This is a genomic window from Anaeromyxobacter sp. SG64, assembly GCF_022690745.1.
Taxonomy (GTDB): Bacteria; Myxococcota; Myxococcia; order Myxococcales; family Anaeromyxobacteraceae; genus Anaeromyxobacter; species Anaeromyxobacter soli.
Genome location: NZ_JALCZB010000114.1, coordinates 1 through 12699 on the forward strand (window position 1 = coordinate 1; position 12699 = coordinate 12699).

Below are 12699 nucleotides of genomic sequence, written 5' to 3' on the forward strand. Positions count from 1 at the left end.
ACCCAGGGTGAATACGGTCGACTTCCGCGACGCTCCAGGGCGTGCTTCGGGGCGAGCTGCGGAGGCGCCGTCGAGAAGTCCGCGAGCTCCCCGCGCGAAGTCACGCCGTCGCTGGGCCCGGTTTCGACACGGCGAGACGCTCGCCTGCTCCGACGCCTTCCCGCGTTCATCGGGGTCGAGCACGAGCGCTGCGCCGACCCCGTCGATGCCCCGAATCCGCCATGCGCACGGGAGCCGTGGTCGAAACACCCGCCGCTCGTCCGGCGAGTACCCGCACTTGTGACGAATGATGAGGGCTGCGCCCCAGCCCCTGCACGCCGGGTCCCGTGCGCCACTGCGGGCGGCTTCGCCGCTGTCGCGGTGGCGCCCCGGCGGGCTCGCTTCGCTCGCCCGTTCGTCGAACATGATCGGCCCGCTCAACCCGCGCCGCCCGGGAGCAGCGCGCGGACCGCGCCGGCGGGGTCGTCGCCCTCGAGCCAGGCGCGGATCGCCGCGACGCCGTGGGCGCCGGCGGCGAGCACCTCCGGCACCCGCGCCGGCGTCACCCCACCCAGCGCGATGACCGGCAACCCCTGCGCCGCGGCCGCGCGCAGCACCGCGAGCCCGACGGGGGGCCCGTAGATGCGCTTCGAGGGCGTGTCGTAGACGGGGCTCACCGTCGCGAAGCTCGCGCCCGCCTCGCGCGCGCGGCGCACCTCCGCCGCGGAGTGGCACGAGACGCCGACCAGCGCGTCCGGACCGAGCAGGTGGCGCGCGTCCGCCGCCGGGATCCCGGCGGCGGGCAGGTGTACCCCGTCGGCGCCCGCCGCCTGCGCCACGTCCACGCGGTCGTTCACGATGAGGCGCTGCCCCGCCGCGCGGCAGACTGCCGCGAGCGCGCGCGCGAGCGCGAGCAGCTCGCGGCCGCCGAGGTCCTTCTCTCGCAGCTGGACGAGCACCCGGCCGGGCGGCAGTCCGACGAGCGCGGCGGTGACGCGCGCGGGGAGATCCCGCGTGAGACTGCGATCCGTGATCAGGTGGACAACGGGAACGCCCATCCGTAAGCTCGCGCGCACGCCATCCTCCTCCCAGAGGTGATCACGTGTCGAGCGACCTTCACAGCTTCCTCGCGTTCCTGGAGGAGCAGAAGGCGAAGCAGGCGAGCCGCTTCCCGACGGTCAAGTACGAGAAGGTCCTGTCCTTCATGGGCACGACCAGCCTCGCGGGGACGTTCGCCTCGGTCTCGGTGAACCGGATCCGCCGGCTCGAGCCCGGTCCGACGGGACGCGACCTCGAGATCCGCCTCGCCGGCCCGATCGTGCGCCGGCCTCAGAAGGGCGAGTCGATCACCGTCCACATGACGCGGGTCGAGCAGTACCAGGGCTACCAGGTGAAGACGCGCGCGCTCTCGACCGGGACGACCGAGCGCGATCTGCTCGAGGAGCTCCCGGACGGCACGGTGGCCGTGAAGGGCGCCCAGATCTTCACCGTCCACCACAGCCCCTACACGCTCAAGTTCTTCGAGAACGTCCCCTTCGAGGACCTGCAGGAGACGCTCGCCGGCGTGCGGTACGCGCTCGTGGGCGTGGGCGAGACGGCCAACATCTCGCCGCGGTTCATCTTCCACCACGAGGTGGACGGCGAGCGGCTCGCGCTCTATCACGGCGACGGCCTCGCCCTGAAGACGTACATGAACCTGAAGGCGAACCGCCACGAGACGCGGCTCGTGCTCGACCTCGACGACTTCGCGGGGTGGGAGCTCCGCGGCGTCGTGGAGGAGTTCGCGCCGCACCAGCACCCGGAGGCCTACGAGCGGATCTGCCAGGGCTTCAGCTCCGGGAACTGGGGCAAGCCCTCCCGCGTGTTCCGCTCGCAGATCCAGTCGATCGCGCGGATCGAGCCCGTCGGGTAGCTCAGCTCCCGATGAGCCCCGTCATCGGGCTCGACGCCGCGGCGTGCAGCTTCGTCGGGATGCGGCCGGCGAGGTGGGCCTTGCGCCCCGCCTCGACGCCCGCGCGCATCGCCTCCGCCATGAGCACGGGATCCCTCGCCTCGGCGATGGCGGTGTTCATGAGGACGGCGACGGCGCCGAGCTCCATCGCGATCGCGGCGTCGCTCGCCGTGCCGACGCCGGCGTCGACGAGCACCGGGACGCTCACCGTCTCCATGATGATCCGGAGGTTGTAGGGGTTCCGGATCCCGAGGCCCGAGCCGATCGGCGCGCCGAGCGGCATCACCGCCGCGCAGCCGACGTCCTCGAGGCGCTTCGCCGTGACCGGGTCGTCGTTCGTGTAGGGCAGGACCGTGAAGCCCTCCTTCACGAGGACCTCGGCCGCCGCGACCAGCCCGACCACGTCCGGGAACAGCGTGCGGCGATCGCCGATCACCTCGAGCTTCACGAGGTCGCCCATCTCGAGCTCGCGGCCGAGCCGAGCGGTGCGGATCGCCTCGTCGGCCGTGAAGCACGCGGCCGTGTTGGGCAGGAGCTTCATGCCCTTCGGGATCCACTCGAGGAGCGACGCCTCGCCCGTCTTGGAGAGATCGAGCCGCCGGACCGCGACGGTGACGAGCTCGGCGCCCGACGCGACGAGCGCGCGCTGCATGGTGGGGAAGTCCGGGTACTTGCCCGTCCCGACCAGCAGGCGACTCGTGAAGGCGTGCTTGCCGATGCTCCAGGTGTCCGCCATCGCTACCCTCCGCCGACGAAAGCGACGATCTCGATCGAGTCGCCTGGTCCGATCCGCTGGGACTCGTAGCGATCCTTCGTCACGACCGCGTCGTTCACCTCGACGGCGACGCGCTGCGCCTTCACGCCGAGGTGACCGAGCAGCCCGGCGACGGTCACGCCCTCCGGGACCTCCCGGAGCTCCCCATTCAGTCGGACCTGCATGCCCCGCACACTTAGAACGCTGGCGCGCGCGCGTCAACGCACCCTCGCGCTCGGCGTGGCCCGCAGCGCTCCGCGAGCTCGCCTTCCAGCTCTGCGTCGACGGGACGAGCCGCGGGAGCGCCGCGGACCTCCTCGCAGCGCCCGAGCACCTGCTCGGCCGCCGCGCGCGACGTCCTCCTCGCCTCCCGGCTGCTGGAGGAGTCCGTCGGCGAGGCGATCGGCAGCGGCGAGGTGCGCATGAGGGAGGACGCGTTCGAGGGCGACGCCGTCAGGACCGCACGACGATCGGTGCCGCGTAGTGAACGAGCTGCGGCTCGGCGTCGACCGGCGCGAGGCGGGCGGCCGCCTCGGACGCCGAGGGCGTCATCATGACGCTGAAGAAGAAGGCGGCCTCGAGTGCGAGCGCGAGAGCGAGAAGCGCGAAACCCTTCATGATCCGTGACCTCCGTACCCACCGCTCTACGCGCGCCCGCCGCGGCTATTTCGCGGCCGAAGGCCTCGCCCCGCAGGGGCCGGCGCCGTCACGAACGCCGGCGTCTCGTCTCTCGCCCGGGCAGCGCGCGACGTGCGCCGTCTCGCTTGCCCGCAGCCGGTGTGCGTGGTTACGTCGCCATCCCCCCGAAGAGGAGAATCGCCCGTGAAAGCTCGCCTCGCCGCCCTGCTCGCGCTCGCGCTCGGCGCCTCCGCCCGCGCCGACGAAGGCATGTGGATGCCGCAGCAGCTCCCCGATCTCGCGGCCCGGCTAGAGAAGCTCGGCTTCACGGGCGACGCCCGGCAGTTCGCGGATCTCACCGGCCAGCCCATGGGCGCGGTCGTCTCGCTCGGCGGCTGCAGCGCGTCCTTCGTCTCCCCCGACGGCCTCATCGCCACGAACCACCACTGCGTCATCGGCGCGCTCCAGTTCAACTCGACCCCCGAGCGCAACCTGCTCGACGGCGGCTACGTGGCGCGGTCGCGCGGGGAGGAGCTCTGGAACGGGCCGGGCGCGCGCGTGTACGTGACCGTCTCGGTGACGGAGGTCACCGACGAGATCACCGGCGGGCTCGAGCCGGGGCTCGGCGACGCGGAGCGCGGGAAGCTCATCGAGCGGCGCGTGAAGCGGCGCACCGCGCGCTGCGAGAAGCCGGGCCTCCGCTGCACCGTCGCGTCGTTCTTCGAGGGCGCGCGCTGGTTCGAGGTGGGCCAGCTCGAGATCCAGGACGTGCGGCTCGTCTTCGCGCCGCCGGCCAACGTGGGCAACTTCGGCGGCGAGACCGACAACTGGATGTGGCCGCGCCACTCCGGTGACTTCTCGTTCTTCCGCGCGTACGTCGGCAAGGACGGCAGCCCGCGGCCGCACGCCGACGACAACGTCCCGTACCACCCGCGGCGCTGGCTGAAGGTGTCGCCGAAGGGCGTTGCGGAGGACGACCTCGTGTTCGTGGCCGGCTACCCGGGGCGCACCCAGCGGCTCAAGACGTACCGCGAGGTGAAGGAGCAGCTGGAGTGGGCGTACCCGGGCACGGTGCGGCGCAACCGGGACCTCCTCGCCATCCTGGAGCGGCTCTCCAAGGAGTCGAAGGAGACGGCCATCCGCGTGAACCCGCGCGTGCGGGGGCTCGCGAACTCGATGAAGAACCGCGAGGGCGTCCTCGAGGGCGCCGCCAGGGGCGGGCTCCTCGAGAAGAAGGCGCAGGACGAGAAGGCGCTCGTCGCGTGGATCGAGGCGGACGCCGCCCGCAAGGCGGAGTACGGCGAGGCGCTCGCCGCGCTCGACCGGATCCAGGGGGAGAAGGAGCGGACGCGGGAGCGCGATCTCGTGTTCCAGTCGCTCACCTCGAGCTCGTCGCTGCTCTCCGCGGCGCGCACCGTCTGGCGGCTCGCCGACGACCGGCCGAAGAAGGATCTCGACCGCGATCCGGCGTTCCAGCAGCGCGAGTGGCCGCGGCTCCGGGAGTACCTCGAGCGCATCGAGCGCAGCCTGGACCTCGGCGCGGACCGCGCGCTCCTGCGCTACGCGCTCGTCGAGGCGGCGGCGCTCCCCGCGGACCAGCGCATCCCGCCGCTCGACGCGGCGGTGGGGCTCGCGCCGGGCGCGCCCCCCGACGAGGCCGGCCGGAGGATCGACGCGTTCCTCGACCGGCTGTACGCGGGGACGAAGCTCGCCGACCGCAAGACGCGGCTCGAGCTCTCCGAGCGGAAGACGACGAAGGAGCTCGCCGCCCGCAAGGACACGTTCCTCGACCTGTTCGCCGCGCTCCGGCCGTTCGAGCGGCAGCTCCGCGAGGAGCAGTACGCGCGCGACGGCGCGCGCTCCCGCGTCGGCCCCGTCTACGCGCGCGCCCTCGTCGCGAGGGCGGGCGGCGTGCTCGCGCCGGACGCGAACGGCACCCTCCGCGTCACCTACGGCGTCGTGAAGGGCGTCTCGCCGCGTGACGGCCTCTACTACCGGCCGCAGACGACGCTCGCGGGCGTGCTCGCGAAGCACCGGGCGGGCGACGAGGAGTTCGACGTCCCGGCCCCGGTGCGCGAGGCGATCCGGGCGCAGCACGCGCGCGGCACGGGCCCCTACGTGGACCCGAAGCTCGGCGACGTGCCGGTGGACTTCCTCTCCAGCGTGGACACGACGGGCGGCAACTCCGGCTCGGCCGTGCTGAACGGCGCCGGTGAGCTCGTGGGGCTGCTCTTCGACGGCACCTGGGAGACCATCGCCTCGGACTTCATCTTCGACGCACCCTCGACCCGCTCGATCCAGGTCGACTCGCGCTACCTGCTCTGGTTCCTCACGGACGTCGCGAAGGCGACGAACCTGCTCGAGGAGCTCGGCGCGCCCGTCGCGGTCGGCGCCCGCTAGCTTCCGGGAGATCCCCTCATGCGCATCCCCGCCCTGCTCCTGTCCCTGGCGGTCGCCCACGCCGGTCCCGCGCTCGCCGCGCCGCCGCGCGAGACGGGCGACGTCCTCACCTTCAAGGCGGTGGAGCGGACGCTCCCGAACGGCCTGCGGGTGCTCGTCGTCCCGACCGGCTTCCCGGACCTCGTCTCCGTCCAGATCCCGATGCAGACGGGGTCGCGGAACGAGGTCGAGCCGGGCAAGTCCGGCTTCGCCCACTTCTTCGAGCACATGATGTTCCGCGGGACGAAGACCTACCCGCCCGACGCCTACCAGGCGGTCGTGACGCGCATCGGCGCGCGCCAGAACGCGTACACGTCGGACGACGTCACGAACTATCACATCACGTTCGCCAAGCAGGACCTGGAGAAGGTCCTCGAGCTCGAGGCGGACCGCTTCATGAACCTCGACTACTCCGTCGCGGCGTTCAAGACGGAGTCGCGGGCGATCCTCGGCGAGTACAACAAGAACGCGTCGAACCCGCTGCGCAAGCTCGAGGAGGTCCAGCGCGACAGCGCCTTCGGCGTCCACCCGTACAAGCACACCACGATGGGCTTCCTCGCCGACATCGAGGACATGCCCAACCAGTACGAGTACTCGAAGACCTTCTACTCGCGCTGGTACCGGCCCGAGCACGCGACCATCGTGGTCGCGGGCGACGTCGACCCGCAGAAGGTGATCCCGCTCGTGGAGCGGTACTTCGGGCGCTGGCAGCGCGGCGCGCACCGGGTGGAGATCCCGCCCGAGCCCGCGCCGCGCGGCCCGGTCCATGCGCACGTCCCGTGGACCACGCCGACCCTGCCGTGGGTGGCGGTCGCCTTCCACGGGCCGGCCTTCTCCGACGTGAAGAAGGACTGGCCGGCGGTGGATCTCCTCCTCGACCTGAACTTCGGGGAGACGAGCGACCTCTACGAGCGGCTCGTCGTGGAGGAGCAGAAGGTGGATGCGCTCGTCGCGGACTCCGGACCCAGCGTGGACCCGGGGCTCGTGACGGTCTACGCGCGCCTCAAGTCCCCCGCCGACGCGATCTACGTCCGGGACGCCATCCTCCGGACGTTCGCGCGGGCGCGCGCCGCGGCGCCGCCGCCGGCCCGCCTGGCAGAGCAGAAGGCGCACCAGCGGAACGCGTTCCTGCGCGGCCTCGACTCGACCGACGCCATCGCCGGGACGCTCGCGCGCTACGCGACGTACGCGCGGTCGCCGTACGGGACCGTGAACCGCCTCTTCCGCACCTACGCGGCGCTCACCCCGGACGACCTCCTCGCGACGGCGCGGCGCTACTTCACGGACGAGCGGCTCGTCGTGACCACGCTCTCGAAGGATCCGCTGCCCGCGGGCCTCGAGCGGACGCCGGCGCTCGCGGCGGTCGAGGCCGCCGCTCCGGCCCAGGCCGGCGCGAGGCCGGCCGCCGAGGTGCCGGTCGTCGCCATCCCCTCGAAGCTGCCGGTCGTGACCGCGAAGCTCCTCTTCGAGGCGGGCAGCGCGCGGGATCCCCAGGGCAAGGAGGGGCTCGCCGGGCTCGCCGCGGCGATGCTCGCCGACGCCGGCTCCCGGCGGATGCGCATCGACGAGATCCGCGACGCGCTCCACCCGCTCGCGGCGAGCTTCGACGCGCAGGTCGACAAGGAGCTCGTCACCCTCACCGGCACCTTCCCGCGGGATGGCTGGGAGCGCTTCGCGGACGTCGCGCTGCCGCAGCTCACCGATCCGGGGTTCCGCGAGGAGGACTTCCGGCGCGTCCGGGACGACCGGCTGAACGCGCTCGTCCAGGACCTGCGCGCGACGAACGACGAGGAGCTCGGGAAGGAGCGGCTGCAGGCGAACGTGTTCGCCGGCACGCCGTACGGGCACCCCGCGCTCGGAACGGTGCAGGGGCTCCGCGCCGTGACGCTCGACGACGTGAAGGCGTTCGTGCGCGCGCACTACACGCGCGCGAACCTCGTCGTGGGGCTCGGCGGCGACGCGCCCGCGCCGTTCCGCGCCCGGCTGCAGGCCGAGCTCGCGAAGCTCCCCGCCGGGGAGAAGCTCGCGCCCACCCGGATCGCCGCCCGGCGGCCGAAGGGGATCGAGGTCGAGCTCGTCGAGAAGGACACGCCCGGCGTGGCCATCTCCTTCGGCCACCCCATCGACGTGGTGCGCGGCCAGCCCGACTTCGTCGCGCTCTGGCTCGCCAAGACCTGGCTCGGAGAGCACCGCTCGTCGAGCTCGCACCTCTACCAGCGCATCCGCGAGGAGCGCGGGATGAACTACGGCGACTACGCCTACGTCGAGGCGTTCCCGCGCGGCATGTTCCAGTTCTTCCCGGGCCCCAACGTCGCGCGGCGCTCGCAGCTCTTCGAGGTGTGGATCCGGCCCGTCGTGCCCGCCAACGCGCAGATGGCGATCCGCATCGCGCTCCACGAGCTCGGCCGCCTCGTCGACCAGGGGCTCACGGAGGAGGAGTTCGAGAGGACGCGCGCCTACCTCGTGAAGAACGTGTTCGTCATGACCGCGCGCCAGGACCAGCAGGTCGGGTACGCGCTCGACTCGCGCTGGTACGGCACCCCCGAGTTCACTCGCTACATGCGCGACGGGCTCGCCCGCCTCACCCGCGCCGACGTGAACGCCGCCATCAAGCGGCACCTGTCGGCGAAGGACCTCTCGTTCGTGATCGTCGCGAAGGACGCGAAGGCGCTCGCCGACGCGCTCGTCGGCGACGGGGTGTCGACCGTGAAGTACGACGCGGAGAAGCCCGCCTCGCTCCTCGAGGAGGACCGCGCGATCGGGGGGACGAAGCTGGGCATCCGGCGCGAGGCCGTGCGCGTGACGCCGGCCTCCGAGGTGTTCGCGCGCTGAGGGAGGCGCCGCTTCTCCCCTCGGGCGGCGCGGGCCGAGCCCGAGGGGCCGCGCCTCACGTCCGGAGGGTCATCCACGCCGCGATCGCGGCGAGCAGCGCCAGCGCCACGAGCGCCGCGACGAGGATCCGGCGGCTCGCGCCGCTCGCCCCGTCGTCCTCGAGGCCGAGCGACAGCCGCGGCCGCTCCGCGCGCGGCGCGTCGGTGCGCGCCGTCCCCGCGTCGTTCTCTGGCGCGACGGCCGCGGCGCCCGGCACGGGCTCGCCGCTCGGGGCCGCCCCGGCGCCTCCGGCAACGGGCGCCGCCTCTCGGACCGCGCGCAGGAAAGGATCGTCGGGCAGCGCGGGCTCGGTCGCGTCGCCCGCGCTCTCGCGCGGGGGCGCGGAGGGCGCCGCCTCGACCACGAGCTCCGCCTGCGCCTCGGCCTCGGCCTCGGCCTCGGCCTGGGCCGCACCGCTCCGCTCCTCGGACGGCACGGCGTGCAGCCCGGGCGCCGGGTCCGCGCGCGGCGGAGGCGCGCTCGGCGCGGGCTCGGGCTCCTGGGGCGGCGGAGGGGCCATCAGCGGTGGCGGAGGCGGAGGCGGCTCGAAGCGCCGGGGCCGCCCGTCGGCGCCGCGCGCCGCGGCGGCGGGCCCGCGCACGAGGATCACGTGCCCACACCGGCAGCGGATGCGGTACACGCGGCCCGGCGCCGGCTCGTCGACGCTCGCGAAGCGCTTTCCGCAGGAATCACAGACGAACTTCAAGCTCGAGCTCCCATCGTCGACACCCGGAAGCGACGGTACATCGGGACTGCCCCGGGGATCGAGTTGCTGCTACAGTGCCGCCGGTATCACGGGATACCGCCGTTCGCTCCGCTGCGCTCCCCGCGCGCGGGGCGGCGGCCGGGTGGGATGGCGCACGGCGCTCGCTCGCGATCGCGCAGCCGGACGCAGGCGCCGGAGACGGCGGTGGAGGCGGGATGGGCGGGGTGTCTCAGGTGGTGTCGCGTTCGAGGCCGGACAAGCCCCAGCTCACGCAGTTTCATCAGCGGATCGCCGCCGAGACGCTCACCGCGCGCGGCGGCGGCGGGACCACCCGGCTCGCCGGGGCGCTCGCCCACTCCGCCGTCGATCTGAACCCGCACCAGATCGAGGCCGCCGCCTTCGCGCTGGCGGCGCTCCCCACCGGCGGCGCCGTGCTCGCCGACGAGGTCGGGCTCGGCAAGACCGTCGAGGCGGGTATCGTGCTCGCGCAGCTCGCCGCCGAGGGCAAGGCGCGCGCCGTGATCCTCGTGCCCGCGTCCCTCCGCGCGCAGTGGCGCGAGGAGCTGCGCTCCAAGTTCGGCCTCGACGCCGAGGTCGTGGACGGCGACTCCGTCCGCGAGAAGGAGCGGCAGGGCCTCCGCACGAACCCGTTCGACACCGGCGGCATCGTCATCTGCTCGCACCCGTTCGCCGCGCTCCGGCAGGCGGACATCGAGCGCGTGCCGTGGGACGTCGCCGTGATCGACGAGGCGCACCGCCTCCGGAACGCGTACCGCAAGGATCACCGCACCGGGCAGGCGCTCCGCAAGGCCCTGCGCAAGGCTCCGAAGCTGCTCCTCACCGCGACGCCGCTCCAGAACGACCTCATGGAGCTGCTCGGCCTCGCCGCGTTCATCGACGACGCCCTGCTCGGCAACGAGGAGGCGTTCCGGTCCCAGTACGCCTCGGGCGAGCTCACCGAGGACAAGGCCGCCGACCTCAAGTCGCGCCTCGCGCCCGTGTTCATCCGCACGCTGCGCCGCCAGGTGAAGGAGTACGTGAAGTACACCGCGCGGCGATCGATCGTGGAGGACTTCGCGCCGACCGCCCAGGAGCAGGAGCTCTACGAGCGCGTCTCCGAGTACCTGCGCCGCGACGACGCCTACGCCATCCCCGCGGCGCGCCGGCAGCTCTTCGTCCTCGTCTACCGCAAGATCCTCGCCTCCTCGTCGTTCGCCCTCGCCGCCACGCTCGATCGGCTCGCCGACACGCTCGACCAGAAGATCGCGGGCGTCGAGTGCTCCGCCCAGGCGGAGCTGCTCCTCGAGATGGACGGGTTCGCCGAGGAGGTGGAGGAGCTCTTCGACGACGCCGGCGGCCCCTCGCGGCCGAAGGGCCAGGCCGCGCTCCGGCGGATGAACGACGAGCTCTCGGAGCTCCGCGCCTGCGCGCGCCTCGCCCGGGAGATCAAGGTGAACGCGAAGGGCGACGCGCTCGTGCGCGGGCTCGATCGCTGCTTCACGGTCGCGAAGGCGTGCAACTGGCCGGACAAGGCGGTCGTCTTCACCGAGTTCCGCCGCACGCAGGACTACCTCGCGCGCCTGCTCAAGGCGAAGGGCTACTCCGTCACCTGCCTCTCGGGGGACGTGGGCGGCACGGACAAGCGCCAGGCGCTCGTCGAGGAGTTCCGGAACGAGACGCAGATCCTGATCATGACCGAGGCCGGAGCGGAGGGGCTGAACCTCCAGTTCTGCAACCTGGTCGTGAACTACGACCTCCCCTGGAACCCGCAGCGCGTCGAGCAGCGCATCGGCCGGTGCCACCGCTACGGCCAGCAGCGCGACGTGCTCGTGCTGAACTTCCTCAATCGCCAGAACGCGGCCGACAACCGGCTCTACGACCTCCTCTCGCAGAAGCTCGCGCTCTTCGACGGCGTGTTCGGCTCGTCCGACGAGATCCTGGGCGCGCTGGGCACCGGCATCGACTTCGAGAAGCGGGTCCTCGACATCTACCAGTCCTGCCGCTCGGGCGAGCAGATCGACGCCGCGTTCCAGAAGCTCCGCGGCGAGCTCGACGACCGGATCTCCGCCCGGTACGCCGCGGCGCGGGCGCTGCTCTTCGAGCGCTTCGACGGCGAGGTCCGCGGGCGGCTGCGCGTCGCCGAGCAGAAGGCGAAGGAGGCGGTGGCGCGGCGGGAGGCGGAGGAGGACGCGCTCGTCTCGGCGGTCCTCGCGGACGACGCGCCCCGTCCGGCGGAGGCGGAGCCCGAGGCGCCGCAGCCGCCCGCGAAGGGCCGCACCGGGCGCGCGAGGCTCGTGCGCGAGGCCGCCGAGAAGGTCCGCGCGCGGCCGCAGGACGCCGTCTCGTTCCTCGAGCTCCCGGCGGTGAACCTGCCCGCGAAGCTCGGCCGCCTGGCCGGGCGCGAGGGCTGGTGGTTCGCCTACAAGTTCAGCTTCGACGCGCTCGTCTCGGAGGAGCGCGTCATCCACCTCGTCCTGTGGCACGACGGCGAGCGGTTCCACGCGCTCACCCCGGAGGAGGCCGAGGCGTTCGCGGCGCTCCCCGCCGAGGAGGCGAAGGCGGGCCCGCGAGGAGCGACCGTCTCCATCGGGAGCGCGCAGGAGGAGGCGCTGGAGACGATCCACGCGCGGCTCGTGCAGGACCTCCAGGAGCGGATCGCGAGGTCGTACGACGAGGCGCGAGACCGCTGGGACCGCTCGGTCGAGGACGCGCTCGCGTCGCCGCGCAAGGCCGTCGACGACGCGCGCGCCGCCTGGGCCAAGGCGCGGGGCGCGCTGCACGACCGCTCCGAGGCGCCGCTCCGCGACCGCCGGGCGGCGTGCGAGCGCGCCGAGCGCGAGTACCGCCGCAAGCTCGACGACCTGCGCGCGACCGAGGGGCACCGCTACGCCGAGAAGGATCGCGCCGTCGCGGACCTCCGGAAGCGCGCGGAGATCCGCGAGAAGCGCACCCTCGTGGCGACGGCGTACTGGCGCGCGCCCTGAGCGGCGGCGCGACTCGCGCACCTTCGGTGCCGCGAGTCACGGCCGGCCGCGTGAGCGCGCCGCTGCCTCCGCTCCGGCGCCCTTGGCCGGGACGAGCTCGAACCGGATGGGCACGGCCGCCGCGGTCCCGCCCGCCGGCCCGAGCGCCCGCACGACGCACGCGGCGAGCTCGGGGTCGCCCACGGAGTCCGCCGCGATGGCGGCGCGGCCGCCCCCCACGTGCGCGACGATCACGCCGTCGAGGGCGGGCGTGCGCCGGAGCGCCTCGCCGTAGCAGGCCTCGAGCCCGCTCGCGCGGCCGGCGACGGCGCGGCGCGCGTCGGCGGGACCTGCGACCGGGGCGCCGACGGTCACGCGCGGCGTCGCGCCGGCCGCGGCGGACGCGAGGGGCCGCTCC

9 protein-coding genes and 1 pseudogene are annotated in these 12699 nt (G+C 73.5%); 4 read left to right on the plus strand and 6 right to left on the minus strand.

Annotation, left to right across the window (positions count from 1 at the left end):
* Positions 1 to 416: 416 nt before the first annotated feature.
* The gene (gene thiE, locus MNZ29_RS21375; RefSeq protein ID WP_242341029.1) at positions 417 to 1037 is read right to left on the minus strand and encodes a thiamine phosphate synthase; all 621 of its coding nucleotides are present in this window, start codon (positions 1035 to 1037) and stop codon (positions 417 to 419) included.
* Between the two features lie 44 nt (positions 1038 to 1081).
* Between thiE and MNZ29_RS21380 the strand changes: the two genes are divergently transcribed.
* Complete coding sequence (locus tag MNZ29_RS21380) at positions 1082 to 1891, plus strand: hypothetical protein (RefSeq protein ID WP_242341030.1); 810 nt, start codon at positions 1082 to 1084, stop codon at positions 1889 to 1891.
* Between the two features lies 1 nt (position 1892).
* Here MNZ29_RS21380 and MNZ29_RS21385 read toward each other — a convergent pair whose 3' ends face one another.
* The 3 genes from MNZ29_RS21385 to MNZ29_RS21395 form a co-directional block, all read right to left on the minus strand.
* Positions 1893 to 2666 carry a thiazole synthase gene (locus MNZ29_RS21385; protein WP_242341031.1) on the minus strand — a complete coding sequence of 258 codons (774 nt, stop codon included), beginning with the start codon at positions 2664 to 2666 and terminating at the stop codon, positions 1893 to 1895.
* A gap of 2 nt (positions 2667 to 2668) precedes the next feature.
* Positions 2669 to 2869 carry a sulfur carrier protein ThiS gene (gene thiS / locus MNZ29_RS21390; protein ID WP_242341032.1) on the minus strand — a complete coding sequence of 67 codons (201 nt, stop codon included), beginning with the start codon at positions 2867 to 2869 and terminating at the stop codon, positions 2669 to 2671.
* Between the two features lie 268 nt (positions 2870 to 3137).
* Positions 3138 to 3302, minus strand: a complete 165-nt coding sequence (locus MNZ29_RS21395) for a hypothetical protein (RefSeq protein ID WP_242341033.1) — start codon at positions 3300 to 3302, stop codon at positions 3138 to 3140.
* Between the two features lie 204 nt (positions 3303 to 3506).
* Here MNZ29_RS21395 and MNZ29_RS21400 point away from each other — a divergent pair, with 204 nt between their 5' ends.
* Positions 3507 to 5702 (plus strand): S46 family peptidase, encoded by a 2196-nt coding sequence (locus MNZ29_RS21400; protein WP_242341034.1) that lies wholly within the window; start codon positions 3507 to 3509, stop codon positions 5700 to 5702.
* Positions 5703 to 5720: 18 nt separating this feature from the next.
* Complete coding sequence (locus MNZ29_RS21405; RefSeq protein ID WP_242341035.1) at positions 5721 to 8573, plus strand: pitrilysin family protein; 2853 nt, start codon at positions 5721 to 5723, stop codon at positions 8571 to 8573.
* Between the two features lie 55 nt (positions 8574 to 8628).
* Here the strand turns inward: MNZ29_RS21405 and MNZ29_RS21410 are convergent, their stop codons facing one another.
* Positions 8629 to 9318, minus strand: a complete 690-nt coding sequence (locus MNZ29_RS21410) for a zinc-ribbon domain-containing protein (RefSeq protein WP_242356654.1) — start codon at positions 9316 to 9318, stop codon at positions 8629 to 8631.
* Between the two features lie 215 nt (positions 9319 to 9533).
* Between MNZ29_RS21410 and MNZ29_RS21415 the strand changes: the two genes are divergently transcribed.
* Positions 9534 to 12302: an SNF2-related protein gene (locus tag MNZ29_RS21415; protein ID WP_242341524.1), complete on the plus strand. Its 2769-nt coding sequence runs from the start codon at positions 9534 to 9536 to the stop codon at positions 12300 to 12302.
* Between the two features lie 36 nt (positions 12303 to 12338).
* Here MNZ29_RS21415 and MNZ29_RS21420 read toward each other — a convergent pair.
* Positions 12339 to 12699 (minus strand): annotated as a pseudogene (locus MNZ29_RS21420) (hypothetical protein); the annotation flags it as partial.